25 protein-coding genes and 1 riboswitch are annotated in these 26374 nt (G+C 72.2%); of the genes, 22 read left to right on the top strand and 3 right to left on the bottom strand.

The window, feature by feature from the left end; genetic code table 11:
* The first annotated feature begins 163 nt into the window (after window positions 1-163).
* From sucC to AOM01_RS08475, 3 genes are all read left to right on the top strand, one after another.
* Entirely contained in the window at window positions 164-1333 is a 1170-nt protein-coding gene (gene sucC, locus AOM01_RS08485; protein WP_062291812.1) for an ADP-forming succinate--CoA ligase subunit beta, read from the top strand.
* Between the two features lie 9 nt (window positions 1334-1342).
* The gene (gene sucD / locus AOM01_RS08480) at window positions 1343-2227 is read left to right on the top strand and encodes a succinate--CoA ligase subunit alpha (protein WP_062291809.1); all 885 of its coding nucleotides are present in this window, start codon (window positions 1343-1345) and stop codon (window positions 2225-2227) included.
* A 132-nt stretch (window positions 2228-2359) separates the two neighbouring features.
* Window positions 2360-3607, top strand: a complete 1248-nt coding sequence (locus AOM01_RS08475) for a cell division protein PerM (RefSeq protein WP_062291806.1) — start codon at window positions 2360-2362, stop codon at window positions 3605-3607.
* Here AOM01_RS08475 and AOM01_RS08470 read toward each other — a convergent pair.
* Window positions 3579-4004, bottom strand: a complete 426-nt coding sequence (locus AOM01_RS08470; RefSeq protein WP_062291803.1) for a hypothetical protein — start codon at window positions 4002-4004, stop codon at window positions 3579-3581. The genes AOM01_RS08475 and AOM01_RS08470 overlap by 29 nt on opposite strands.
* 50 nt (window positions 4005-4054) lie before the next feature.
* Between AOM01_RS08470 and purN the strand changes: the two genes are divergently transcribed.
* From purN to AOM01_RS08455, 3 genes are read left to right on the top strand one after another with little or no spacing between them, the layout of a single operon-like run.
* Window positions 4055-4705 (top strand): phosphoribosylglycinamide formyltransferase, encoded by a 651-nt coding sequence (gene purN, locus AOM01_RS08465; protein ID WP_062291800.1) that lies wholly within the window; start codon window positions 4055-4057, stop codon window positions 4703-4705.
* Window positions 4702-6258 carry a bifunctional phosphoribosylaminoimidazolecarboxamide formyltransferase/IMP cyclohydrolase gene (purH, locus tag AOM01_RS08460; protein ID WP_062291796.1) on the top strand — a complete coding sequence of 519 codons (1557 nt, stop codon included), beginning with the start codon at window positions 4702-4704 and terminating at the stop codon, window positions 6256-6258. Before purN ends, purH begins: the two co-directional genes overlap by 4 nt.
* 17 nt (window positions 6259-6275) lie before the next feature.
* Window positions 6276-6539 carry a hypothetical protein gene (locus tag AOM01_RS08455; RefSeq protein ID WP_062291794.1) on the top strand — a complete coding sequence of 88 codons (264 nt, stop codon included), beginning with the start codon at window positions 6276-6278 and terminating at the stop codon, window positions 6537-6539.
* A gap of 62 nt (window positions 6540-6601) precedes the next feature.
* On the opposite strand, the gene AOM01_RS08450 is transcribed toward AOM01_RS08455, so the two are convergent.
* Window positions 6602-7432, bottom strand: a complete 831-nt coding sequence (locus tag AOM01_RS08450) for an aquaporin (RefSeq protein WP_228374259.1) — start codon at window positions 7430-7432, stop codon at window positions 6602-6604.
* Between the two features lie 177 nt (window positions 7433-7609).
* Here AOM01_RS08450 and AOM01_RS08445 point away from each other — a divergent pair, with 177 nt between their 5' ends.
* From AOM01_RS08445 to AOM01_RS08400, 10 genes are all read left to right on the top strand, one after another.
* Window positions 7610-8827: an NADP-dependent isocitrate dehydrogenase gene (locus tag AOM01_RS08445; protein WP_062291788.1), complete on the top strand. Its 1218-nt coding sequence runs from the start codon at window positions 7610-7612 to the stop codon at window positions 8825-8827.
* Window positions 8828-8937: 110 nt separating this feature from the next.
* Window positions 8938-9927 carry a malate dehydrogenase gene (locus tag AOM01_RS08440; RefSeq protein WP_062291785.1) on the top strand — a complete coding sequence of 330 codons (990 nt, stop codon included), beginning with the start codon at window positions 8938-8940 and terminating at the stop codon, window positions 9925-9927.
* Window positions 9928-10513: 586 nt separating this feature from the next.
* Entirely contained in the window at window positions 10514-11704 is a 1191-nt protein-coding gene (locus AOM01_RS08435) for an ROK family transcriptional regulator (RefSeq protein ID WP_082110105.1), read from the top strand.
* 56 nt (window positions 11705-11760) lie between these two features.
* On the top strand, window positions 11761-13077 hold the full coding sequence (locus tag AOM01_RS08430) for an extracellular solute-binding protein (RefSeq protein ID WP_062291778.1): 1317 nt from the start codon (window positions 11761-11763) through the stop codon (window positions 13075-13077).
* Window positions 13078-13193: 116 nt separating this feature from the next.
* Complete coding sequence (locus tag AOM01_RS08425; RefSeq protein ID WP_062291775.1) at window positions 13194-14147, top strand: carbohydrate ABC transporter permease; 954 nt, start codon at window positions 13194-13196, stop codon at window positions 14145-14147.
* Window positions 14148-14191: 44 nt separating this feature from the next.
* Window positions 14192-15016, top strand: coding sequence for a carbohydrate ABC transporter permease (locus AOM01_RS08420; protein WP_082110123.1), 825 nt, complete (start codon window positions 14192-14194; stop codon window positions 15014-15016).
* Window positions 15013-16443 (top strand): glycoside hydrolase family 3 protein, encoded by a 1431-nt coding sequence (locus tag AOM01_RS08415; RefSeq protein WP_062291769.1) that lies wholly within the window; start codon window positions 15013-15015, stop codon window positions 16441-16443. The genes AOM01_RS08420 and AOM01_RS08415 overlap by 4 nt, the downstream gene beginning before the upstream one ends.
* Before the next feature lies 1 nt (window position 16444).
* Entirely contained in the window at window positions 16445-17341 is an 897-nt protein-coding gene (locus tag AOM01_RS08410; RefSeq protein WP_062291768.1) for an ROK family protein, read from the top strand.
* Entirely contained in the window at window positions 17334-18116 is a 783-nt protein-coding gene (locus AOM01_RS08405) for a glucosamine-6-phosphate deaminase (RefSeq protein ID WP_062291766.1), read from the top strand. Before AOM01_RS08410 ends, AOM01_RS08405 begins: the two co-directional genes overlap by 8 nt.
* Entirely contained in the window at window positions 18116-18988 is an 873-nt protein-coding gene (locus AOM01_RS08400; RefSeq protein WP_062291764.1) for an N-acetylglucosamine-6-phosphate deacetylase, read from the top strand. Before AOM01_RS08405 ends, AOM01_RS08400 begins: the two co-directional genes overlap by 1 nt.
* 130 nt (window positions 18989-19118) lie before the next feature.
* Here the strand turns inward: AOM01_RS08400 and purU are convergent, their stop codons facing one another.
* Window positions 19119-19970 carry a formyltetrahydrofolate deformylase gene (purU, locus tag AOM01_RS08395; protein WP_062291761.1) on the bottom strand — a complete coding sequence of 284 codons (852 nt, stop codon included), beginning with the start codon at window positions 19968-19970 and terminating at the stop codon, window positions 19119-19121.
* A gap of 179 nt (window positions 19971-20149) precedes the next feature.
* Here purU and AOM01_RS08390 point away from each other — a divergent pair, with 179 nt between their 5' ends.
* The 6 genes from AOM01_RS08390 (at window position 20150) to AOM01_RS08365 (ending at window position 26350) form a co-directional block, all read left to right on the top strand.
* On the top strand, window positions 20150-21526 hold the full coding sequence (locus AOM01_RS08390) for a SpoIID/LytB domain-containing protein (RefSeq protein ID WP_062291759.1): 1377 nt from the start codon (window positions 20150-20152) through the stop codon (window positions 21524-21526).
* Window positions 21527-21591: 65 nt separating this feature from the next.
* Window positions 21592-22128: a GNAT family N-acetyltransferase gene (locus AOM01_RS08385; RefSeq protein WP_062291756.1), complete on the top strand. Its 537-nt coding sequence runs from the start codon at window positions 21592-21594 to the stop codon at window positions 22126-22128.
* 64 nt (window positions 22129-22192) lie between these two features.
* Window positions 22193-23032 carry a hypothetical protein gene (locus AOM01_RS08380; RefSeq protein ID WP_174441888.1) on the top strand — a complete coding sequence of 280 codons (840 nt, stop codon included), beginning with the start codon at window positions 22193-22195 and terminating at the stop codon, window positions 23030-23032.
* Window positions 23033-23063: 31 nt separating this feature from the next.
* Window positions 23064-23152, top strand: a riboswitch (ZMP/ZTP riboswitch).
* Window positions 23153-23203: 51 nt separating this feature from the next.
* Complete coding sequence (gene glyA, locus AOM01_RS08375) at window positions 23204-24496, top strand: serine hydroxymethyltransferase (protein WP_062291753.1); 1293 nt, start codon at window positions 23204-23206, stop codon at window positions 24494-24496.
* Window positions 24496-25377: a bifunctional methylenetetrahydrofolate dehydrogenase/methenyltetrahydrofolate cyclohydrolase gene (locus tag AOM01_RS08370; protein WP_062291750.1), complete on the top strand. Its 882-nt coding sequence runs from the start codon at window positions 24496-24498 to the stop codon at window positions 25375-25377. Before glyA ends, AOM01_RS08370 begins: the two co-directional genes overlap by 1 nt.
* 172 nt (window positions 25378-25549) lie before the next feature.
* The gene (locus AOM01_RS08365) at window positions 25550-26350 is read left to right on the top strand and encodes an exodeoxyribonuclease III (RefSeq protein ID WP_062291747.1); all 801 of its coding nucleotides are present in this window, start codon (window positions 25550-25552) and stop codon (window positions 26348-26350) included.
* Window positions 26351-26374 lie beyond the last annotated feature (24 nt).

Here is a 26374-nt window from a genome sequence, read left to right as displayed (position 1 = left end):
CATCGTCCCCCTGCCCGCGGGGTGTCGCCGGTGAAACCGTGCGGAGCGAACGGGTGGGGGAGGGGACCTTGGTCCCGCGATCGTGTACGACGTGGGTAGGCTGACCCTGCACCAACGGACCCGCGCGCCGACGAGGGCGCGCACTCTCGCGTGAGGACAGTGCATGGACCTGTACGAGTACCAGGCGCGCGACATGTTCGAGAAGCACGGCGTACCCGTGCTCCCGGGCATCGTCGCCGAGACCCCCGCCGAGGCACGCGCCGCGGCCGAGCAGCTGGGCGGCGTCGTCGTCGTCAAGGCTCAGGTGAAGGTGGGTGGACGTGGCAAGGCGGGCGGCGTCAAGGTCGCCAAGACCCCCGACGAGGCCGAGGCGCACGCCGCCGCGATCCTCGGGATGGACATCAAGGGCCACACGGTCCACCGCGTGATGATCGCCGCCGGCGCCGCGATCGCCGAGGAGTTCTACTTCTCCGTGCTGCTGGACCGCGCCGAGCGCCGCTACCTCGCGATGTGCTCCGTCGAGGGCGGCATGGAGATCGAGCAGCTCGCCGTCGAGCGCCCCGACGCCCTCGCGCGCGTCGCTGTCGACCCGCTGGTGGGCATCGACGCGGCGAAGGCGTACGAGATCGTGGACGCCGCACGCTTCCCCGCGGACCTGCGCGACCAGGTCGCGGACACCATCCAGAAGCTGTGGACCGTGTACAAGGAGGAGGACGCGACGCTCGTCGAGGTCAACCCCCTGGTCCGCACCGAGGACGGCTCGATCATCGCGCTCGACGGGAAGGTGACCCTCGACGAGAACGCCGAGTTCCGTCACGCGGACCACGCGGCGCTCGAGGACAAGGCCGCGGCCGACCCGCTCGAGGCCAAGGCCAAGCACATGAACCTCAACTACGTGAAGCTCGACGGCTCCGTGGGGATCATCGGCAACGGCGCGGGCCTGGTCATGTCGACTCTCGACGTGGTCGCGTACGCGGGCGAGCAGTTCGGCGGCCAGAAGCCGGCGAACTTCCTCGACATCGGCGGCGGCGCCTCGGCCGAGGTGATGGCCAACGGCCTCGACGTGATCCTCCACGACCCGCAGGTGAAGAGCGTGTTCGTCAACGTGTTCGGCGGGATCACCTCCTGCGTCGCGGTCGCGGACGGCATCGTCGGCGCGCTCCAGGCGCTGGGCGACAAGGCGACCAAGCCCCTGGTGGTGCGCCTCGACGGCAACGCCGTCGAGGATGGGCGCGCGATCCTCGCGCACGCCGACCACCCGCTCGTGACCATCGTCGACACCATGGACGGCGCCGCGGCCAAGGCCGCCGAGCTCGCCGCCGCCGCTTCCTAAGGAGAGAACGTGGCAATCTTCCTCACCGCAGAGTCCAAGGTCATCGTCCAGGGCATGACCGGCTCCGAGGGCATGAAGCACACGCAGCGCATGCTCGCCTCCGGCACTCAGATCGTGGGCGGCGTCAACCCGCGCAAGGCTGGCGCCGAGGTCGAGTTCCCCGGCGACGTGCTGGTGCCCGTGTACGGCACCGTGGCGGAGGCGATGGCGGAGACCGGCGCGGACGTGTCCGTGCTGTTCGTGCCGCCGCCGTTCACCAAGGCCGCGGTCATGGAGGCGGTCGACGCGGGCATGCCGCTGGTGGTCATCATCACCGAGGGCGTCCCGGTCGCGGACACCGCCGAGTTCTTCGCGTACGCGCAGTCCAAGGGCACCCGCCTGATCGGCCCCAACTGCCCCGGCCTCATCACGCCCGGCGCCTCGAACGTGGGCATCACGCCGGCGACCATCACGGGCCCCGGCCGCATCGGGCTCGTCTCGAAGTCGGGCACGCTGACGTACCAGATGCTGTTCGAGCTGCGCGACCTCGGCTTCTCGACGGCCGTGGGCATCGGCGGCGACCCGATCGTCGGCACCACCCACATCGACTGCCTCGAGGCGTTCCAGAACGACCCCGACACGGACGCGATCGTCATGATCGGCGAGATCGGCGGCGACGCCGAGGAGCGCGCCGCGGCCTACATCAAGGAGCACGTCACCAAGCCCGTCGTGGGCTACGTGGCCGGCTTCGAGGCGCCCGAGGGCAAGACCATGGGCCACGCCGGCGCCATCGTGTCCGGCTCCGCCGGGACCGCGCAGGCCAAGAAGGAGGCCCTCGAGGCCGCCGGCGTCCGCGTGGGCAAGACCCCGTCGGAGACCGCGCGACTCATGCGGGAGATCCTCACCGGGGCCTGATCCCTGAGGCGCGCGGCGGGGCCTCGACCTTCGGGTCGGGGCCCCGTTGCCGTGTGCCCCGCCGGGCGGCGCCGCCGCCCGTGCGCGCGCCGGTCCACCGCATCGTCCCGTCGACGCGCGACCATGGTGCCCATGCCTGTCGACGCCCTCCGCACCGCGCGCCCGCTGTTCGCGCGCATCCGGGCGGCCATCCCGGGCTGGGCGGGCGGCGCGCTCACCGGCCTCCAGGCCATCGCGCTGTCCTACCTCGTGGTGCTCGCGCCCGCGCTCGCGGCCGTCGCCGGCGCGCCCAGCCTCGACGGCTCCGCCGCGGTCGACTGGTCCGGCGCGGCCACCGTCGCCACCTCGGTGTGGTTGCTCGGGCACGGCGTCCCGATCGTGTTCGGCGGTGCCACGCTCTCCCTGGTCCCGCTCGGGATGCCGCTGGTGAGCGCCGCGATCCTGGTGGGCGTCGCGCGCCGCTTCGCCGTCAAGACGTGGACCAGCTGGGCGCTCGGCGTCGCGACCTTCGCGGCCGGCGCGGGCGTGATCGGGTGGCTGGGCAGTCCCGACGGTTCGCGCGAGGCGGGAGCGCTGCGAGCCACGCTCGTGTGCGCTCTCATCGCGGCGCCCGCGGTGGCCGCCGGCATCTGGCGTGCCTACGGCGCCCGCCTGCACCTGCTCGACGTCGTCCCCGACGAGGTCCGCGCGGGCCTCCGCCTGGGACTCGGCACGCTCGCGTTCGTGGTGGCAGCGGCGGCCGCGATCGGCGGCGTGTGGGCCGTGCTCGGGATGGACCGGATCGCGACCATCGCGGCGGACCTCCGGATGGACCCGCTGGGCGTGGGCGCGCTCGCGATCGCCGAGACCCTCTACGTGCCCACCCTGGTGTGCTGGATGGTCGCGTGGATGGTCGGCCCCGGCTTCGTGGTCGGCACCGGATCGCTGTACGCGCCGGACACCCTCACCGTCGACACCCTCCCGCAGCTGCCGCTCCTGGGCGCGCTGCCGTCCGGCTCGGGCGGCTGGTGGACCTGGGCGCCGGTCGCCGTGGTGGTGCTCGCCGCGATCGCTCGTGCGTCGCTGAGCAGAAGAATCGGCCTCGACTGGGCCTCGGCGCGCTCCGCCGGGGTCGCGATCGCGGCGGTCGCGCTCGGGTTCGCGGCCCTCACGGCCGCGTCGCGCGGATCCGCAGGGCCGGGACGCCTCGAGCAGGTCGGCGCCGAGATCGTGCCCGTCACCCTCATCGGCACCGCGCTGGTGGTCGCCGGGTACGCCGCGGTGTGGGGGGCGATCGCCGCGTGGCGGTGGGTGCGCGGATACGTGCGGAGGGACGATGCGCGGGCGGAGCCCGAGGTTCCCGTCGCCCCCGTCAGGGAGCCAGCCCGGTCGGGACGGTGAGCCCCCACTCCTCGAGCAGGTCGAGATAGGACTGCTCGTACTCGTCGAGGCACACCTGGCGCGCGGTCTGGGTGATCGCGTTCGCCTGGCAGTCGGTGAGCGCCTGGACCTGGTCGTGCAGGATCACCAGGCCGAGCCCGTACATCAGCGCGATCGCGGAGGCGCCGATGCCGATCGCGAGCACCACCTTGAGCCCGGTGAGGCGCACGCCGCGCAGCATCACGAGCGCGGTGATCATCGCCGCGGCCGCCGCCGGCGCGAGGATCAGCGAGGACAGCCCCCACGTGGGCCCGAACAGCGGGACCAGCAGCATCGCGGTGAGGAGCCCGAGGCTCCACTGCACGGCTCGGCGAGCGCCGGCACCCACCTCGGGCGCGGCGTCGGGGGTGGGCGGCATGCGGCTCCCTCGGTCGGTGTGACCCCCAGCATGCCGATAGGCTCGACGCTGTGACAAACCCACCCCGTCCCCGGCGTGTCGTCGTGCTCGTCTCCGGGGCAGGGTCCACCCTTCGCGCCGTGCTCGAGGCCGCGCGCGAGGATGCCTACGGCGCCCGCGTGGTCGGGGTGGTCACCGACAAGGACGGGATCGGCGCGCTCGACATCGCGCGCGAGTGCGGCGTCCCCACCGCCGTGGTGCGGCTGGCCGACTTCGAGTCCCGCGCCCTGTGGGATGAGGCGATCGCCCGCACCATCGCCACGTTCGACCCCGAGATCGTGCTGCTCGCGGGCTTCATGCGGCTGCTCGGCGAGCCCTCGCTCGAGCGCTTCGGCGGCCGCATCCTCAACACGCACCCCGCCCTGCTGCCCGCCTACCCCGGCGCGCACGGGGTGAGGGACGCCCTCGCCGGGGGAGCGAAGGTGACGGGATGCACCGTCATCGTCGTCGACGCCGGCGTGGACACCGGGCCCATCGTCGCGCAGGCGGCGGTCGAGGTCCTCGACGACGACACCGAGCCCACCCTCCACGAGCGCATCAAGGAGGTCGAGCGCGTGCTGGTCACCGCCACGCTCGGCCGCCTCGCCCGCGAGGGCTGGACCGTCAGCGGCCGCACCGTGCGCATCGGCGCGGCGAACCCCACCACCGAGGAGTCATCATGACCGAGCGTCAGGCCGTCCGCCGCGCCCTCATCTCCGTGTACGACAAGACCGGCATCGAGGAGCTCGCGACCGCGCTCACCCACGAGGGCGTGCAGATCGTCTCGACCGGCTCGACCGCGCAGCGGATCGCCGCCGCCGGCGTGCCCGTCACCCCGGTCGAGGAGCTCACCGGCTTCCCCGAGTGCCTCGACGGCCGCGTCAAGACGCTCCACCCGAACGTGCACGCGGGCATCCTCGCGGACCGCCGCCTCGAGTCGCACGTCGCGCAGCTCGCGGAGCTGGGCATCGAGGCGTTCGACCTGGTGGTGGTGAACCTCTACCCGTTCGCCGCGACCGTCGCGTCCGGCGCCTCGGACGACGAGGTGGTCGAGCAGATCGACATCGGCGGGCCGTCGATGGTGCGCGGCGCTGCGAAGAACCACGCCAGCGTCGCCGTCGTGGTGGACCCCGAGGACTACGAGCTCGCCGCCAGCGCGGTGGGCCACGGCGGCTTCACGCTCGCCGAGCGCACGCAGCTCGCCGTCAAGGCGTTCCGCCACACCGCGGAGTACGACGTCCAGGTCGCCTCGTGGCTGGGCAGCACCCAGGCGCCCGACGACGAGGGGACCGGCCTGCCCGGCTGGATGGGCGCATCGTTCACCCGCACGGCCGCCCTGCGCTACGGCGAGAACCCGCACCAGAACGCCGCCCTGTACTCGGACGGCTCGGGCGCCGGCATCGCCGGGGCGCGCCAGCTGCACGGCAAGGAGATGTCCTTCAACAACTACGTCGACGCCGACGCCGCCGTGCGCGCCGCGTACGACCACGCCGGCCCGGCCGTCGCGGTGATCAAGCACGCCAACCCGTGCGGGATCGCGGTGGGCGACACCATCGCCGAGGCGCACGCGAAGGCGCACGCGACGGACCCGGTGAGCGCGTTCGGCGGCGTGATCGCCGCCAACGGCGTGGTGACGGCCGATGCGGCGCGTCAGGTCGCGGAGATCTTCACCGAGGTGGTGGTCGCCCCCGGCTACGAGGACGAGGCCGTCGAGATCCTCGCCAAGAAGAAGAACCTGCGCATCCTCGAGATCGACCCGGTGCCGCTGGTGGCCGAGTGGCGTCGCGTGAGCGGCGGGCTGCTGGTGCAGCAGGCGGACGCGATCGACGCGCCCGGCGACCCGGCCTCGACGTGGCAGCACGTCGCCGGCCCCGTCGCGGACGAGGCGACGCTCGCGGAGCTCGAGTTCGCGTGGCGGGCGTGCCGCGCGGTGAAGTCGAACGCGATCCTGCTGGCCAAGGACGGCGGCGCGGTGGGCATCGGCATGGGGCAGGTCAACCGCGTCGACTCGTGCCGCCTCGCGGTGAGCCGCGCCGGCGAGGAGCGGGCGCAGGGCTCCGTGGCCGCGTCCGACGCCTTCTTCCCGTTCGCGGACGGACTCCAGGTGCTGATCGACGGCGGCGTGCGCGCCGTGGCGTCGCCCGGCGGATCGGTGCGCGATGCTGAGGTGATCGCGGCCGCGGAGGCCGCCGGGATCACGCTGTACCACACCGGCACCCGGCACTTCTTCCACTAGGCCACCAGGAGGCGCACATGGGGGAGAGGACCCGTACCCCGCTCGGGCTCGCGGTCGGCCTGACGGCCGCGGTGGTCGCGATCGCGTTGTCCGGCCTGATCGTCGGCGTCGACGTGGCCGTGCTCGCGCTGGCGGCCTTCGCCGCGGCGGGGGCCGTCGCGCGCATCGTGATCCCGGTGGGCCGGACCTTCGAGGTGCGCCGCCGCGCGATCGACGTGGGTGTGCTGGTGGTGCTCGCGGCGGCTCTGCTGTTCCTGGGGCTCACCACGCCGCTGGGATAGAAGAGCCCGAGACGACGACAGCCCCCGCCGCGAGGCGGGGGCTGTCGTGCGTCCTGAGGAGCTCAGTCCTCGATGGTCTCGATCACCTCGACGGTGATGAGGTCCTCCTCGGGGCCGAACGCGCGCACCAGCAGGCCCGCGATCGCGCCGCCCACGAGCGGTGCGACCCAGAACAGCCACACCTGCTGCAGCGCCCACGTGTCGGCGAAGATCGCGATGCCGGTCGCGCGTGCCGGGTTGAGCGCGCCGTTGGTGAAGGGGATGGCCACCAGCACCAGGAAGCCCACGGTGAGGCCGATCGCGAACGGCGCCACGCCGGGCACCGCGCGCGCGGACGTCACCGCGAGCACCACGCCGACGAGCAGCGCGGCGATGAGGACCTCGATCACCAGGCCTGACACCAGGTTGAAGCCCGCGGGGGAGTGGTCGCCGTAGCCGTTGGCCCCGCCGTCCATGAACTCGCGCGCGCTCTCGATGCTCGGGTGCCCGGCGACGAGCCCGAACAGGAGCGCTCCGGCGGCGGTCGCGCCGACCAGCTGCGCGAGGATGTACGGGGCGACGTCGCGGCCCTGGAAGCGGCCCGCGAGCCACAGACCCACCGACACCGCCGGGTTGAGGTGAGCGCCGGACACGCCGCCGAAGATCACCGCTGCGATGATGACGCCGAGCGCGAAGCCGAACGCGGCGGTCAGCGTGCCGTTGTTCCCCACCGACAGGAACAGCGCCGTGCCCACGCCCATGAAGACGAGGATGAAGGTGCCGGCGAGCTCCGCCAGCATGCGGGCCACCAGGCTGGGGCCGGAGGCGTCCTCGACCCACACCTCCTCGGTGAGCTCCTCGGAGAGCTCGACCACGTCGGGCTCCCCCGCGTTCTCAAAAGAAGACTGGCTCATCGTTCCTCCTGACAGGCGTGCCGCGGCGGGCGCGCTCTGTCGCATACTCGCACGCGCATCGTCCCTGGGCGAGGGGGCGCGCGGACCGTCCACCGGCCCTGATCGGGCCGTGACGTAGGGCCCGGGTGCGTGGACTAGCCTGGTGCCACCATCCGACGAAGGTGTGAGGACTGACGCATGGCGAAGATCAAGGTCGAAGGCAAGGTCGTCGAGCTCGACGGCGACGAGATGACGCGGATCATCTGGCAGTTCATCAAGGACCGCCTCATCCACCCGTACCTCGACGTGGACCTCGAGTACTACGACCTCGGCATCGAGTCGCGCGACGCGACCGACGACCAGATCACCATCGACGCGGCGAACGCCATCAAGAAGCACGGCGTCGGCGTCAAGTGCGCGACCATCACGCCGGACGAGGCGCGCGTCGAGGAGTTCGGCCTCAAGCGCATGTACGTCTCGCCCAACGGCACCATCCGCAACATCCTCGGCGGCGTCGTGTTCCGCGAGCCGATCATCATCTCCAACATCCCGCGCCTGGTGCCGGGCTGGACCAAGCCGATCGTCATCGGCCGTCACGCCCACGGCGACCAGTACAAGGCCACCAACTTCAAGGTGCCCGGCGCCGGCAAGCTGACGGTGACCTTCACGCCCGAGGACGGCTCCGAGCCCATCGAGCACGTGGTCGCGAACTACGGCGCCGACGGCGGCGTCGCCATGGGCATGTACAACTTCAACAAGTCCATCGAGGACTTCGCGCGCGCCTCGTTCGCGTACGGCCTGCAGCGCGGCTACCCGGTGTACCTGTCCACCAAGAACACGATCCTCAAGGCGTACGACGGCCAGTTCAAGGACATCTTCGCGGACGTGTTCGAGAAGGAGTACAAGGCGCAGTTCGACGCCGCCGGCATCACCTACGAGCACCGCCTCATCGACGACATGGTCGCCGCGGCCATGAAGTGGGAGGGCGGCTACGTCTGGGCCTGCAAGAACTACGACGGCGACGTCCAGTCCGACACCGTCGCGCAGGGCTTCGGCTCGCTGGGCCTCATGACCTCCGTGCTCATGACCCCGGACGGCAAGACCGTCGAGGCGGAGGCCGCGCACGGCACCGTCACCCGCCACTTCCGCCAGCACCAGGCGGGCAAGCCGACGTCGACCAACCCGATCGCGTCGATCTTCGCGTGGACCGGCGGCCTCAAGCACCGCGGCAAGCTCGACGGCACCCCCGAGGTCACCGGCTTCGCCGAGACCCTCGAGGACGTCATCATCAAGTCCGTCGAGGGCGGTGCGATGACCAAGGACCTTGCGCTGCTCGTCGGCCCCGACCAGGAGTGGCAGACCACCGAGGAGTTCCTCGCGACCCTCGACGCCAACCTGGCGGCACGCCTGGCCTGAGCGCCACGGGACGATGCTCCGGTGACCGGCGCATCGTCCCTCCCGGGCGGCGCCGGTCGCCCGGGTCCCCGCAATCCCCACCCCGTCCTCAACCAAGGAGTCACGACGACGTGAGCACCACCCCTGTCACCGTCACCGTCACCGGAGCGGCCGGCCAGATCGGCTACGCCCTCCTGTTCCGCATCGCGTCCGGCGCGATGCTCGGGCCGGACACCCCGGTCAAGCTCAACCTCCTCGAGATCCCGCAGGCCGTCAAGGCGGCCGAGGGCACCGCGATGGAGCTCGACGACTGCGCGTTCCCGCTGCTGGCCGGCGTGGACATCTACGACGACGCCGAGGCGGCGTTCGACGGCGTCAACGTGGCGCTGCTCGTGGGCGCGCGCCCGCGAGGACCGGGCATGGAGCGCGGCGACCTGCTCGCCGCGAACGGCGGGATCTTCGGGCCCCAGGGTGCGGCGATCAACAAGGGTGCGGCGGATGACGTGCGCGTGCTCGTGGTCGGCAACCCGGCCAACACGAACGCGCTGATCGCGGCCTCGCACGCGCCCGACGTCCCCGCGTCCCGCTTCACCGCGATGATGCGCCTCGACCACAACCGCGCGCTCGCGCAGCTCGCCGGCCGCGCCGGGGTCGGGGTCGCCGACGTCTCGAACGTCACCATCTGGGGCAACCACTCCGCGAAGCAGTACCCGGACATCGCGCACGCCGTGATCGGCGGGCGTCCGGCGCCTGAGGTCGTGGGTGACGATGCGTGGGTCACCGACACGTTCATCCCGACCGTCGCGAAGCGCGGCGCGGCGATCATCGACGCGCGCGGCGCCTCCTCGGCGGCCTCAGCGGCGAACGCGGCGATCGACCACGTGCGCGACTGGGCGCTCGGCACGCCGTCCGGGACCTGGACCTCCGTGGGCATGGTGTCGGACGGGTCCTACGGCGTGCCCGAGGGGATCATCTCCGGGTTCCCCGCGACGTCGAAGGGCGGCGAGTGGGAGATCGTGCAGGGGCTCTCCATGTCCGAGGCCGCCGTGGCCGGGCTCCAGGTGTCCGTCGACGAGCTGGTCGAGGAGCGCGACGCCGTCAAGGAGCTCGGGCTGATCTGAGCGCATCCGCGTGACCGGGCCCCGACCCGCCCCCCGTGTGGGGGCGGGTCGGGGCTCTCGGCGTTCTCGCGCGGCCGTCACGCCTCGTTGATCGGATCGTGCAGAGAAGTCGACCTGGATCTGCGCGATCAGATCACATGGACTCTCGAGCCGATGCGTGCGGTGGGTGGGGTGGGCGCGGAGGCGGTCGCGGCATGCGTTGATGTCTTCGGCGGCGGGTCCCGGTGACGCAGGAGCGCCCGCTGCGCCCTGGTGACACCCTGGTGTCCGCACAGCGCCGTGTGCGAGCTCCAAGGTGTCACGGGCACGCAACGGCGCCCGCTCGACGGCGGCCGTCACGCCCCGTTGATCGGATCGTGCAGAGAAGTCGACCTGGATCTGCACGATCCGATCAGGTGGCTCGAGCCGGGGCGGCTCGGATGACGCCGGACTCGTCCTCGAGTCGCGCGCGCCGCCCGTGCACCCCCGGCCCGTCCGCGATCCGGACGGAAGCGGTGTGAACGTCCACATCACGGACCGGTAACGATCCCAAGAAATTCACCCCGACCCCTTGCACTTTGATTGTTAGTAACCTTTACTAACGAACATGACCCAGCAAGGGACCCGCCAGGGAACCGGACTCGCATCGGAGCGAGCCGCGTCGCGACAGCACCGATTCGCCTCGGTGGTGCGCGCCGGCGCACGCGTCACCCCGGAGCGGGCGCGCAGCCACAACCGCGTCCTCGTCCTGCAGGAGCTGTACCGCTCGGAGGGCCTGTCCCGCGCGGACCTCGCCCGCGCCGTGGGCCTCACCCGCGTCACCATCTCGGACCTGGTCGCGGACCTCATCGCCGACGACCTGGTGATCGAGCTCGGCATCCGCGCCGACGCCCGCCCGGGCAAGCCGGCCACGCTGCTCGACATCAACCGCGCCGGCTTCGCGATCGTCGCGCTCGACCTGTCCTACCTCAACCTGTTCCGCGGCGTGGTCACGGACCTCGACGGCACCGTCCTGCACCGCGAGCAGCTCGACGTCACCGGCGTCACGGGCGCCGCGGCGGTGGACGCGGTCTCCGACCTCCTCGCCCGCCTGGTCGCCCGCGCCGACGCGCCGATCCTGGGCGTCGGCGTCGGCAGCCCCGGCATCGTGGACGATGCGGGCACCGTGCTCTCCGCTCCCAACCTCGGCTGGGCGGACCTGCCGCTTCAGGACACCCTTGCCGAGCGCACCGGCCTGCCGGTCCTCGTGGCGAACGATGCCAACGCGGCGGCCCTCGCCGAGCGCACCTTCGGCGGCGCCGAGGACGACACGCTGCTCATCCGGATCGGCCGCGGTGTCGGTTCGGGCCTGGTGATCGGCGGCCGCCTGGTGCGCGGCGCGCACTCGGCCGCGGGCGAGATCGGCCACGTGGTCGTCGGCACCGACGGCGGCGAGGTCTGCGCCTGCGGCAAGACGGGCTGCCTCGAGACCTGGCTCGCGATCCCGCGGCTCCAGGCTCGCGCCCAGGCCGCCCCCGACGCGGCCGGCCGCGACGCCGTGCTCGCCGCCGCGGGCGAGCGGCTCGGCATCTCGATCTCGCCCGTGGTGGGCGCTCTCAATCTTGGGGAGGTCGTCCTGTCCGGCCCCCTCGATCTTCTCGACGGCACGCTGCTCGACTCCGCCGCCGAGACGATCCGTTCCCGCACGATGGCCGACTCTCACGGCGGTCCCGCGGTACGGATGACCACGCTCGGGCGCGACATCGTCGTGCTCGGGGCCGCGGTCATGGTCCTCACCGGCCAGCTGGGGGTCTTCTGACCCTCGTCCCCCCGTGGCACCACCCGCCACGGAACCCACCAAGAAAAGGAACTGGAATGAAGAAGACGATGCTGGGGGTGACCGCGTTCGCGGCCGCCGGCGCCATCGCACTGGCGGGCTGCTCGTCGCCCGGCGAGACCGAGCCCACCGCCTCCGCCACCGAGTCCGCCGCTGCCGGCGGCGCGGAGGACATCACGCTGTGGCTCATGGGCACCGACACCCCTGAGGCCCTCATCGACTACCTCAAGACCACCTACACCGAGGAGAACGGCGGCGCGCTCACCGTCGAGCAGATCGGCTGGGGCGACGCGATCGCGTCCCTCACCACCGCCCTCCCGGACTCCGCCAACACCCCGGACGTCACCGAGGTCGGCAACACCCAGTCCGCGACGTTCACCACGGTCGGTGCGTTCCTCGACATCTCCGACATGTACGACGAGCTGGGCGGCGACTCGCTGCTCCAGGGCTTCGTCGAGGCCGGCGCGGTGGGCGACGCCAAGTATGCCCTCCCGTACTACTTCGGCTCGCGCCTCACCTGGTTCCGCAAGGACCTGTACGAGCAGGGCGGCGTCGAGGTGCCGACCACGCTCGCCGAGGTGACCGAGGTCAACGCCTCGCTCAAGGACCAGGGCATCGCGGGCATGTACGTGCCCGGCCAGGACTGGCGCGACGGCATCTCGTGGATCTTCGCCAACGGCGGCGAGATCGCCACCTACGAGGGTGACACCTGGACCTCGGCGCTCTCCTCGCCCGAGTCCGTCGAGGGCATGAAGCAGTGGCAGGAGCTCTTCGAGAAGGCCTCCGTCGCGAAGGTCACGGACGACGACTCGACCGCCTACCAGGCGATCAACGACGACTTCCTGCAGGGCACCCCCGCCGCCACCACCATGGCGCCGAACTGGGCCTACTGGTCGCTAGGTGACCTCACCGAGAACGACGAGGGCGAGCAGGTCGCGACCTGGAACGACGAGAAGTTCGGCGCGTACGTCCTGCCGGGCGTCGACGGCGGCACGGCTCCCGTGTTCGCGGGCGGCTCCAACATCGGCATCTCCGCGGCGACCGAGCACGTCGAGGGCGCCAAGACCCTCATGCGCATCATCTTCTCGGAGGACTACCAGACGATGCTCGCGGAGAACGGCCTCGGCCCCGCGAACCTCGACTACGCCGACACCTACACCTCGGTCGCCGCGATGGGTGACCTCGCCCTCGAGGCGGCGTCGTCCGCCAAGCTCACGCCGGCCGCGCCGGGCTGGGCCGCGATCGAGGAGGCCAAGCTGATGGAGCAGTACTTCGCCGCCGTGGCTCAGGGTGGCGACGTCGAGTCGCTCGCCGTCGAGTACGACGCGAAGATCAACGAGCTCATCAACGGCTGATCCACCCCCTGGAGCGGTAGCCTCCCTGCCGCTCGCGCATGGGCCCGGGTGTCCCCGTGGCACCCGGGCCCATGCTGTCCCAGGGACTTGTCGAAGCACCACCGAGAGGTACACCCATGACCACCACCGCGCCGGCGCCGGGCATGACAGAAGCCCCTGCTGCGCCCGCCGCACGCCCCAAGCGCCGCCGGTCCCCGCTGCCGTACATCCTCGCCACCCCGGCGATCCTCGCCCTGCTCGCCGGCATGGGCTACCCGCTCATCTGGCAGGTCTGGAACTCGTTCCGCGAGTACGGGCTCGCCCAGCAGTTCGGGCAGGCCCCCGAGTTCGTGGGTCTCGACAACTACATCGAGCTCCTCACCGGTTCCGAGTTCTGGGGGATCCTCGCGAAGTCCGTGGTCTTCATGGCCGTGACCGCGGGCGCCACCATGATCCTGGGCATCGCCCTCGCGCTGCTGATGAAGCACATCGCGGGCTGGGCGCGCATCACCCTCCAGGTCGCGATGCTGCTCGCCTGGGCCATGCCGATCGTCGCCCAGATGACCGTGTGGAACTGGCTGATCGACGACCGCAACGGCGTGCTCAACTACCTGCTCAGCCTGCTCCCCGGAGTCGACCTCGTCGGCCACGACTGGCTCGAGAACCCCCTCAGCTTCTTCGCCGTCGCCTCGGTCATCATCACGTGGGCATCGGTGCCCTTCGTGGCGCTGTCCGTGTACGCCGGCCTCACGCAGGTCTCCGACGACGTGGTCGAGGCCGCCCAGCTCGACGGTGCAGGCGGCTTCCAGATGCTGCGCCGCATCACCCTGCCGATCCTGCGACCCATCCTCGTGATCCTGCTCCTGCTCCAGATGATCTGGGACCTGCGCGTCTACGCGCAGATCGAGCTCCTCCAGGGCTTCGGCGCCGCCGGCACCCAGTACGACCTGCTCGGCACCTACATCTACGGCCTGGGCATCGGCCAGGGCCACTTCGGCGTCGCCGCCGCGGCCGCGATGCTCGTCATGCTCTTCACCATCGCGCTCAGCTGGTTCTACGTGCGCGAGCTCCTCAAGGAGGACGCCCAGTGACCACCACCTCGCTGACCGCCCGCCGCACGCCGCGGCGTTCCCCGATGCGCCACATCGGCGCGGCCGTGGCGCTCGTCCTCGCCGTCGCCTGGGCCTTCCCCGTGTACTGGATGGTGAACTCGTCGTTCCTGTCCGTCACCACCATCACCGCGCTCACGCCCACCTGGGTCCCGTTCGGCGGCACGCTCGCCAACTACAAGAACGTGCTCAAGAGCTCGACGGGCTTCACGGACGCGCTGCTCATGTCGCTCGGCGTCACCGGCGTCGCGCTCGTCATCTGCATCGTGTTCGCGTTCCTCGGCGCGCTCGCCATCTCGCGCTTCCGCTTCCGCGGCCGCAAGGCGCTCGTCCTCGCGATCATCCTGGTGCAGATGCTCCCCGCGGAGGCCATGTTCATCGCGCAGTACCAGATGATCTCCGGGCTGGGCCTGCTCAACACCCTCGCCGGTGTCTCGATCATCTACGTCGCGATGGTGGTGCCGTTCACCATGTGGATGCTGCGCGGGTTCGTCGCGGGCGTCCCCGCGGACCTCGAGGAGGCGGCCATGATCGACGGCTGCTCCCGGTTCGGCGCCTTCATGCGGGTGACGTTCCCGCTGCTCGCCCCCGGCCTGGTCGCGTCCGGCGTGTTCGCGTTCCTCCAGGTGTGGAACGAGTTCGCCCTCGCCTCGATCATCCTCACCTCCGAGCAGCAGGAGACCCTCCCGCTGTGGCTGCGCAACTTCGCCCAGCCGTCGAGCCTCGGGATGCTCGAGTGGGGTCAGGTCATGGCCGGCTCGACCCTCGTCGCCGTGCCCGTCATCGTCTTCTTCCTCATCGTGCAGCAGCGCATGACGCAGGGCCTCGTGGGCGGCGCGGTCAAGGGATGAGCGCCGCCATCAACCCGCTCGCCGTGCTCATGCCCGGCTTCGTCGGGTACACGCTCCCCGGCTGGCTCGAGGCGCGGCTGCGCGACGGCCTCGGCGGCGTGTGCCTGTTCGCGGCCAACGTCGAGTCTCCCGCCCAGCTGCGCGCCCTCACGGACGCGATCCACGCCGCCAACCCCCGCGCGATCGTCTCGATCGACGAGGAGGGCGGCGACGTCTCCCGCCTCTACCAGGCGGTCGGCTCGCCGTTCCCCGGCAACGCGGTCCTGGGCCGGATGGACGATGCCGCGGTCACCGAGGCCGTCGCGGCCCGGGTGGGCGCGGAGCTGGCCGAGGCGGGCGTGGACCTCACCCTCGCGCCCGATGTCGACGTCAACGCGGACCCGCGCAACCCCGTGATCGGGATCCGCAGCTTCGGCACCGACCCGGACCTGGTGTCCCGCCACTCCGCGGCGTGGGTCGCGGGCGTGCAGTCGCGCGGCGTCTCGGCGTGCGCCAAGCACTTCCCTGGCCACGGCGACACCGCGCAGGACTCGCACCACTCGCTGCCGACCGTCACGGCGGACGCCGCGACGCTGCGCGAGCGCGACCTGCCTCCGTTCGTCGCCGCGATCGACGCGGGCGCCGCGACCGTGATGACGTCGCACATCATGCTGCCCGCGCTCGACCCCGAGCTGCCCGCGACGTTCTCGCGGCTCATCCTCGAGGACCTGCTCCGCGGCGAGCTCGGCTTCGACGGCGTGATCGTCACCGATGCGCTCGACATGCAGGGCGCGAGCGGGGGACGCGGCATCCCCGCGGCGGCCGTGCTCGCGCTCGCGGGCGGAGCGGACCTGCTGTGCCTGGGGTCGGTCAACCCCGACGAGGAGATCGGCGAGGTGGCCGCGGCCATCGCGGCCGCCGTCGCCGACGGCGCGCTCGACGCCGCCCGGGTGATCGAGGCCTCCGCGCGGTGCGCCGCGCTCGGGGCGAGCCATGCCGCCCGCCGGACCGCCGCATCGTCCCCCGCCCCTCAGATCGTGGATGCCGCAGCGGTGCGCGCCACCTTCGCGGTGGACGATGCGGCCCTCGCCCTGGTCGCTCAGGACCGGCCCCGCGCGTGGCTGAGGCTCGAGCCGGCGGCGAACATGGCCGTCGGTCCCGCGCCGTGGGGCCCGTTCGCGGCGGGCGTCACGCCCACGGCCACGCTGGGACCGGACGGCGACCCGGCATCGTTCGCCGCCGCCGTGCCGCCCGGCGCGCTCGCGGTGATCGTGGGCAAGGACAACCACCGCCACCCGTGGGCGCTCTCCGCGATCGACGCGGTGCGCGAGCGCGGCGACGCCGTGGTGGTAGACATGGGCTGGCCGGGTGACACCGCTGCCGACGTCGCGACGTACGGGGCGTCCCGCCTGGTCGGCGCGGCGCTGCTCGAGCTGATCGGACACTGACATGCATCTGGGAATCGACATCGGTGGAACCAAGACCGATGCCGTGGTGGTCGACGCGGCGGGCACCGTGCTGGCGCGCCGCCGCCTGCCGTCGGGTCGGGGCGGCGACGCCGTGGTGGCCGCGGCCGTCGAGGCCTCGCTGGCCGCGTGCGCGGACGCCGGGGTCGCGACCGCGGACGTGACCGTCGGGATCGGCACGCCTGGCACCGTGGTCGACGGCGTCGTGTCGCACGCGGTCAACCTGGGCGTCGACGTGCTCGACCTCGCCGCCGCGTTCGGCGGGGCCTGGGGTGCGCGTCCGGTGGTCGACAACGACGTGAACGTCGCCGCGCTGGGCGCGTGGGCGCTCGCCGGCGACGGCGCGGACCGGTCCATGGCGTACCTCAACCTCGGGACCGGCCTCGCCGCGGGTCTGGTGCTCGGCGGAAAGGTGTGGCGGGGTGCGCGCGGCGCCGCCGGCGAGATCGGCCACATCTCGGTGGACCCGGCCGGACCGATCGGTGCCGACGGCCTGCCCGGCGGCCTCGAGACCTATGCGTCGGGCTCGGGCCTCGCCCTGCAGTGGGGAGTCGAGGGCGCGACCGGCCGCGACGTGGTCGACGCCGCCGCCGCGGGCGACGCGCGCGCACGCGAGATCTGCGAGCGCGCGTACTACGGGCTCGCGTCCAGCGTGCGCGTGCTCGTGCTCACTCTCGACGTCGACGAGGTGGTGATCGGCGGCGGCATGACCGCGTGGGGCGAGGACCTGATCGCGGGCGCGACCCGCATCCTGGACGCGTGGGCGGCCACCAGCCCGTTCCTCGCGTCCCTGCAGCTGGCGCGGCGCATGCGCCCGCTCGACATCGACATCCCCGTGGCCGCCGTCGGCGCCGCGATGCTAGGAGGTGGACGTGGCTGAGGTCATCGTCCTGGAGACGCCCGCGGACGCGGGCGCGTTCGTGGCGGCGCACATCGCGGCCGCCGTCCGCACCGACCCGACGTTCACGCTGGGCGTCGCGACGGGTTCGACGCCGCTGCCGGTCTACGAGGCGCTGCGCGCGCAGGCCGCCGCGGGCACCGACTTCACCCGCATGCAGGCGTTCGCGCTCGACGAGTACGTGGGCCTGCCCGCCGGGCACCCCGAGAGCTACCGCGCCGTGGTCGACCGCGAGGTCACCGAGCCGCTCGGGCTCGACCCGGCGCGGGTGCACGTCCCGGACGGCTCGGCCGCCGGCATCGAGACCGCGGGGGAGCGCTACGAGGCCGCCATCGAGGCGGGCGGCGGCGTCGACCTGCAGCTGCTCGGGATCGGACGCACCGGCCACCTGGGCTTCAACGAGCCCGGGTCGAGCTTCGGGTCGCTCACGCGCGTGAAGACCCTCACCGAGCGCACGCGCCTCGACAACGCGCGGTTCTTCTCCTCGTTGGACGAGGTGCCGATCCACTGCGTGACCCAGGGCCTGGGCACCATCCTGCGCGCCCGCCACCTGGTGCTGCTCGCGTTCGGCGAGTCCAAGGCGGAGGCGCTGGCCGCCGCCGTCGAGGGTCCCGTGTCCGCGTCGATGCCGGGCTCCGCGATCCAGCTCCACCCGCGCGTCACCGTGGTGGTCGACCCTGCCGCGGCGTCGCGGCTGCGCTTCGCCGACTACTACCGGTGGGCGCAGGACCACAAGCCGGAGTGGCAGGGCATCTGATGACCTACCTGGACCTTCACGGTCACGGCGGCGGCGGCCACGCGTACGGCGCGTCCGTCTCCGGCACCCTCGACGCGTTCGCGGCGCACCGCGCGCATGGGACGTCGCGGGCGGTGCTGTCGCTCGTGTCCGCGCCCGTCGACGTCATCGCGGCGCAGGCTGCCGTGGTGTGCGAGGCCATGGCCGTCGAGCCCGGGCTCCTCGGGATCCACCTCGAGGGTCCGTTCCTCGCGCCCGTGCGCAAGGGCGCCCACGACCCGGCGGCGCTCGCCGCCCCCACGCCCGACCTGGTCCGCGCGCTGCTCGAGGCCTGCGACGGGACGCTGCGCCAGGTCACCATGGCGCCCGAGCTGCCGGGCGCGCTCGACGCGATCGCGCTGCTGGCGGACCACGGCGTGGTGGTCGCGGTGGGCCACACCGAGTGCACCGCGGACCAGGCGCGCGCGGCGTTCGACCGCGGCGCGACGCTGATCACCCACGGATTTAACGCGATGCGCGGCATCGTGGGCCGTGAGCCGGGACCGTTGGGGGCCGCGCTCGACGACCCCCGTGTCTTCATCGAGGTCATCGCGGACGGCATCCACGTCCACCCTGCGAACCTCGCGATGCTGTTCCGCGCCGCCCCGGGCCGCGTGGTCCTGGTGACGGACGCGATGGCGGCCGCCGCATCGTCCCCCGGCCGCTACGTGCTCGGGGGGCTGGACGTCGACGTGACCGCGGACGGGCGCGCGGTGCTCGCCGGCACGGACACGCTGGCGGGCTCGACGCTCACCATGGACCGTGCCGTCGAGGTGTGCGTCGAGGCGGGCGTGCCGCGCGAGGACGCCGTCGCGGCGGCGACCACGGTGCCGGAGCGCGTGCTGGGGTTGTAGCCTCGGCGCACCCATCCACACGGCGCGGCTCCTGAGGCGTCCGACACGCGCATGTTCCCGCTCACATCCGGGGTCACGTGTGGAGGAGTGTCCGATCCGTGTGGAGAGGCGTTCGGCGGCGGCGCCGGGGCTACTTGAAGACGATGGTGCGGTGGCCGTCGAGCAGCACCCGGTGCTCCGCGTGCCAGCGGACCGCACGCGCCAGCGCGCGCCGCTCGACGTCCGCGCCGATCGCGGTGAGCGACTCGGGCGTGAACGTGTGGTCCACGCGCTCGACGTCCTGCTCGATGATCGGGCCCTCGTCGAGGTCGGACGTGACGTAGTGCGCGGTGGCGCCGATGAGCTTGACGCCGCGATCGTGCGCCTGGAAGTACGGGCGCGCGCCCTTGAAGGACGGCAGGAACGAGTGGTGGATGTTGATGATCCGCCCGCGCAGCGCGTCCGACAGTTCCGGGGAGAGGATCTGCATGTAGCGCGCGAGCACCACCAGCTCCGCGTCCAGCTCCTCGACCAGCGCGAGCAGCGCCGCCTCGGCGTCCGCCTTCGTGTCCGCCGTCACCGGGATGTGGTGGAACGGCTTGCCGTAGAACTCGGCGAGCTCGCGCAGGGTCGGGTGGTTGCCCACGACGGCGACGATGTCGACCGGCAGCGTCTTGGCGCGCTCACGGAAGAGCAGGTCGTTCACGCAGTGCGCGGCCTTGGACACCATCACGATGGTGCGCATCCGGCGGCCCGCGACGTCGAGGTTCCACGTCATCTCGAAGCGCCCCGCGAGCGCTTCCACCGCGGCCTCGAGCTCGGCGAGCGGCGCCGCCGACGAGAACGCGACGCGCATGAAGAACAGCCCCGTGTCGGGGTCGCCGAACTGCTGCGACTCGGTGATGTTGCCGTCGTGGTCCGCGAGCACGCCGGAGACGGCGTGCACGATGCCGGGCCGGTCGGGGCAGGAAAGGCTCAGGACCCAGGACGATGCGTCGGTCATGACGCACAAGATTAGCGGGAACGACATCGGTCGGGTCCGGCGCGTGCGCGCTCGCCGTCGCGCGGCGCCACGGCGTGGACAACCGCGCGCCGGGGACATACGGTGGCCGCGGGTGCGGCGCCCTCCACCGGACGTCGCCGCCGCCAACGTTCCGACCACGGCCGCGGGAGGCCCTCAGCATGCTGTCATCCACGGTCCTCCGGGCCTCCCGTCGCCGTGTCGCGGCGACCGTCGCGGCGCTCGCGACGCTGGTGCTCGCCCTCGCGGCCGCCCCCGCGACCGCCGCGACCGCCGCCCCCGCCGGAGCCGCGACCGCCGCGACCGCCTCGCCCGACGTCCCGGCCACCTTCACCGTGAAGGGCGCGGGCTACGGGCACGGCGTGGGCATGCCGCAGTACGGCGCGCAGGCGATGGCGGTCGCCGGTCGCGGCGCTCTCACGATCCTGCGCAAGTACTACACGGGCACCAACGTCGCCTGGGTCGACGCGGGCAAGGACCTCCGCGTCGGGATCTTCGGGTCCGGATCGGACGCCCGCGGAGCCGTCGACGTGGTGGCGACCGGCCCGTGGCGCCTGCGATTCGTCGACGGCAGGAGCACCCCGCACACCACGTGGACGGGCGCCGCCGGCGAGGTCCTCCACGTGACCCGCACGGGCACCTCCGTCAAGGTCACCCGGCAGAGCGGCAAGAGCGCCGTCGCGACCGGCCGGGTGAGGGTCGAATGGGCGGGCACCCGCTACTACCGGTCGGGCTCCTCCGCCGCCACCACCGTCTCCCTCCGCAAGGCCGGCAGGAAGGTCTCGGCGACCCACGGCACCTACCGTCACGGCCGCCTCGTGATCTCGGTTCCGGCCGCCGGATCCCCGCAGCGTCTCACCGTGGTCAACCAGCTGAGGCTCAACTCCGAGTACCTGTACGGCATCGCCGAGATGCCGTCGTCATGGCACACCTCGGCGCTCCGTGCCCAGGCGATCGTCGCGCGCGGTTACGCGCTGCGCGCCGTCGACGCCGGGATCAAGGCGGACTGCGACTGCCACCTCTACGACGACACCCGCTCCCAGAACTTCACCGGCTGGCGCAAGGAGAGCGAGGGCACGGGCGCGTACTACGGCAAGCGCTGGGTGGCCGCCGTCGACCGCACGCGCGACGGCTCCAGCGGCCGAGTGGTCCGCTACAAGGGCGCGATCGCGCAGACGTTCTACTTCTCGTCGTCCGGTGGCCAGACCGAGAACAGCGAGGACATCTGGACGTCGGAGGTGCCCTACCTGCGCTCGGTCGACGACCCGTGGTCGCTGAAGACCACCATCTCGAACCCCTGGCGCGCCTGGTCGCAGACCCTGACGCAGGCGCAGGCGAGCGCGGCCTTCGGGCTGCCCGACGTGGTGTCGATCGCGATCACCGCGCGCACCGACGGCGGGTCGGACGCGGCGGTCACGCGGGTGAGGGCGACCTCGTCCACGGGTGCGACGTCGGTCCTCACGGGCGCCGAGACGATCCGGAGCAGGCTCGCGGCGGGCACCTCGCCCTGGATCCACCGGTTCGTCGCGAACTCCTGACGACACGGCACCGCCGGGCGTCGCGTCGTGCGCCGCGCGTGGGGACGTCATGCCAGGATGGAGCCATGAGCGAGGGCGACCAGATCAGGATCGACGTGGTGACCACCGCGGACGCGGGCGAGCTGCTGACGCTGCGCCGGGCGGCGTTCGTGTCGGAGGCGCAGATCTTCAACGATCCCAACATCCCTGCGCTCACGCAGACGCTCGAGGAGCTGGTCGTGGACCTCCAGTCGGAGGACGTCGTCACGCTCGGCGCCTGGGCGGGTCACCGCCTCATCGGGTCCATCCGCGTGGGCATCGAAGGCGGCAAGGCGACCATCGGCCGCCTCGCGGTCGCCCCCGACCAGCAGGGCCAGGGCATCGGCACGCAGCTCCTGTTCGCGGTCCTGGGCCACCTGCCCGAGGACACCAAGGAGGTCTGGGTCTTCACCGGCCAGAACTCCAAGCACAACATCTCGATGTACAACAAGGCCGGCTACGAGCACCAGTTCGACCAGGTGGCCGGCGACCTCACGTACGCCTACCTGCGCAAGGTCCTCGAGGCCGGCGCGATCGTCGACGACGAGGACGACGAGGACGAGGTGGTCCGCGGGGAGAACTAGCCGGGACGATGCGGGGGTCACCCTTCGCACGAACCCGGGCGGCGCATCGTCCACGGGAGGGGACATGGCCTGGTACGACTCGCTCGCCGAGTCCGGCCGGGCGCCCACGCTGTGGCTGCTGGTCGGCTTCCTCATCACGTTCGCGCTCACGCGCTGGGTGACGCGGCGCATCCGCGCCCGCGAGCAGGCGCAGGAGGCGGCCGGCGGCGTGGTGTCGAACATCCACATCGGCGGCGTCCACATCCACCACCAGGTGTGGGGCATCCTGCTGGTCCTGCTCACCGGCGTGCTGCAGTTCCGCTTCGCGCCCGGATCGCCGTGGGCGGAGGTGCTCGCCGCGCTCTTCGGCGCGGGCGCCGCCCTCGCGCTCGACGAGTTCGCGCTCTGGCTCCACCTCGAGGACGTCTACTGGTCCGCGGAGGGGCGCAAGTCCATCGACGCGATCCTGGTGGCGGCCGTGATCGCGCTCGGGCTCCTCGTCGGCTCGTCGCCCGTGGGGGTCGATCCAGCCGAGCAGAGCTCGGGATGGGGGTTCGCGATCGCGCTCGCCGTGCATTTCGCGCTGGTCGTCATCACCGCGCTCAAGGGCAAGCGGGTCTCCGCGCTCATCGGCGTGGTGGTGCCGCTCGTGGCCGAGATCGCCGCGATCAGGCTCGCGAAGCCCACGTCCTTCTGGGCGCGACGGTTCTACTCGGAGCGTCGCATGGCGCGCGCCCGGAAACGCTACTCCGAGCAGTACCAGGCGAGGTGGGACCGCATCCGCGACCGCATCGGCGGCAGCCACGGCACCCGGCTCACCGCCGCCGTGGAGCGGCGGGTGAGCGCGGGCATCGCCCGTGCGACGGCGGACGATGCGCCGGTCGCCTCGGCGTCGCACGGGCAGGCGGCGGGGGACACGGATTGACCACTGGCGAGCGCCGCTCGCATTGCTAGACTGACCGCGCCGCAACTGGCGCAGTGGGCTCACCCACGGGGAGCGGCAAGGAGATCTCTCGACTGCTGGTCGCACGCCTGGGCCACTGGTCACCGGAAGCAAGGTGCCGGCGACCCCGCCGGCGGACAGACAAGGACAGTCATGACGACAGACTCCAGCGCCACCGCAGCGGTGATGAACGCCACGCTGCAGGACTTCGACCCCGAGATCGCCCAGGTGCTCGACCGCGAGCTCGGCCGCCAGCGCGACTACCTCGAGATGATCGCGTCCGAGAACTTCGTGCCGCGCTCCGTGCTGCAGGCCCAGGGCTCGGTGCTCACCAACAAGTACGCCGAGGGCTACCCGGGCCGCCGCTACTACGGCGGCTGCGAGGAGGTCGACGTCGCCGAGTCGATCGCGATCGAGCGCGCGAAGGCGCTGTTCGGCGCCGAGTACGCGAACGTCCAGCCCCACTCGGGCGCCACCGCGAACGCCGCGGTGCTGCACGCCCTCATCAACGCCGGCGACAAGATCATGGGCCTCTCCCTCGCCCACGGCGGCCACCTCACGCACGGCATGAAGCTGAACTTCTCGGGACGCCTGTACAACGTCGCGGCGTACGGCCTCGACGAGCAGACCCACCGCGTCGAGATGGACAAGGTGCGCGAGCAGGCCCTCGCCGAGCGCCCCGACGTCATCATCGCGGGCTGGTCCGCGTACCCCCGCCACCTCGACTTCGCCGCGTTCCGCTCGATCGCGGACGAGGTGGGCGCGAAGCTGTGGACCGACATGGCGCACTTCGCCGGCCTGGTCGCCGCGGACCTGCACCCGAGCCCCGTGCCGCACTCCGACGTCGTGTCGAGCACCATCCACAAGACACTCGGCGGCCCCCGCTCGGGCCTCATCGTGTCGCGTGACACCGTGCTGGCCAAGAAGCTCAACTCCGCGGTGTTCCCCGGCCAGCAGGGCGGCCCGCTCATGCACGTGATCGCAGCCAAGGCCGTCGCGCTCAAGGCGGCCGGCGAGGCCGAGTTCAAGGAGCGCATGGAGCGAGTCCTCGAGGGCGCGAAGATCATCGCGGACCGCCTCACCGCCGCCGACGCGATCGCCGCGGGCGTCAACGTGGTCACCGGCGGCACCGACGTGCACCTGGTGCTCGCGGACCTCCGCAACTCTCCGCTCGACGGCCAGCAGGCCGAGGACCTCCTCCACGAGGTCGGCATCACGGTCAACCGCAACGCCGTCCCGTTCGACCCCCGCCCGCCGATGGTCACCTCGGGCGTGCGCATCGGCACCGCGGCGCTCGCCTCGCGCGGCTTCGGCGCCGAGGAGTTCACCGAGGTCGCCGACGTCATCGCCACCGCGCTCAAGGGCGGCGCCGACATCCCCGCCCTTCGCGCCCGCGTCGCGAAGCTCGCGGCGGACTTCCCGCTGTACGAGGGCCTCGCCCAGTAATGGCGCCCCAGAAGCTCGACGGCAAGGCCACCGCGGCCGCCATCAAGTCCGAGCTCGCGTCGCGCGTCGCCTCCCTGGCGGCGCGCGGCGTGACGCCGGGACTCGGCACCCTGCTGGTCGGCTCGGACCCGGGTTCCACCTGGTACGTGGCCGGCAAGCACGCCGACTGCGCCGAGGTGGGCATCGCCTCCATCCGTGAGGACCTGCCCGAGACCGCGACGCAGGAGGACATCGAGGCCGCGGTCGCGCGCCTCAACTCCGACCCCGCGTGCACGGGCTTCATCGTCCAGCTGCCGTTGCCGGCGGGCATCGACACCAACCGCGTGCTCGAGCTCATCGACCCGGACAAGGACGCGGACGGCCTCCACCCGACCAACCTGGGCCGCCTGGTGCTGCGCATCTCCGAGGACGTCGAGTCCAGCCTGCCGTGCACGCCCAAGGGCATCATCGAGCTGCTGGTGCGGCACGGGATCTCGCTCAAGGGCAAGGAGGTCGTGGTCGTGGGCCGCGGCACCACCGTGGGCCGCTCGATCGGGCTGCTGCTCACCCGCAAGGACGTCAACGCGACCGTGACGCTGTGCCACACCGGCACCGCCGACCTCGCCTTCCACACCCGCAAGGCGGACGTGGTGATCGCCGCGGCCGGCGTGCCCGGGATCGTCACCGGCGACATGGTCAAGGACGGCGCCGTGCTGGTGGATGTGGGCGTCTCGCGCGTCACCGACCCCGAGACCGGCAAGTCCCGGGTGGCCGGAGACATCTCGCCGGAGGCCCGCGAGAAGGCGTCCTGGTACTCGCCCAACCCCGGCGGCGTGGGTCCCATGACCCGCGCGATGCTGCTGGCCAACGTGGTCGAGTCCGCGGAGCGCGCGCTGGGCTGACCGTCGCGTCGAATCCGGGTGACCGCGCCCGCGGCCGATCCTGCATGCAGGACTGCCGGTCGAACTATTCGACATGCGAGCTGCGCCGACCCGTATGCGGGACCCATCGTAGGTTGGTCCTGCATACGGGTCGGCACCCGCGCTGTCGGCGGGACCGGGTAGCGTCGTCGCCATGAGAATCGCTTCCGTCAACGTCAACGGCGTGCGCGCCGCCGCCAAGAAGGGCATGGGCGGCTGGCTCGCCACCGCGACCCCCGACGTGATCTGCCTCCAGGAGGTTCGCGCGCCCCTCGACATCACCGCCCCGCTGCTGGGCGAGGGCTGGCACGTGGTCGAGCAGCCATGCGAGATCAAGGGCCGCGCCGGCGTCGCGATCGCCTCGCGCACCCCGCTCACGGACGTGGTGGCGGGCGTCGACGCGCTCGGCGGCGTCACCGGCGAGCCGGTGCACACGGGCCGCTGGATCGAGGGCACCGTCGAGTCGCCCTCCGGCCCCGTCCGCGTGGTCTCCGTCTACCACCACTCCGGGACCGCGGGCACTCCCTCGATGGATGACAAGTACGCGTTGCTCGACGCCGCGACCGCCCGCATGGCGGCCCTGCGCGCCGCCTACGAGCACGTGGTGGTGATGGGCGACATCAACATCGCCCACACCGAGAACGACATCAAGAACTGGAAGGGCAACCTCAAGTCCGCCGGCTTCCTCCCAGAGGAGCGCGCCTACCTGGACCGCTGGATCGAGGCGGGGTGGGTGGACGTCCACCGGACGCTCGAGGGCCCCAAGCCGGGCCCCTACACGTGGTGGTCCATGCGCGGCCAGGCCTTCGACAACGACGCGGGCTGGCGCATCGACTACCAGCACGCCTCGCCCGCCCTGGCGGCCAAGGCGACCGCGGTGCGCGTCGACCGCCAGGCGTCCTGGGACTCCCGCTGGACGGACCACGCCCCGCTGGTGGTGGACTACACGCTGTAGGCGACCGGCGCATCGTCCCTTCGA

Source organism: Demequina phytophila (genome assembly GCF_000971135.1).
Taxonomy (GTDB): domain Bacteria; phylum Actinomycetota; class Actinomycetes; order Actinomycetales; family Demequinaceae; genus Demequina; species Demequina phytophila.
The sequence above is the reverse complement of the archived record's forward strand: the minus strand, read 5'-3'. Positions and strand labels throughout refer to the sequence as shown.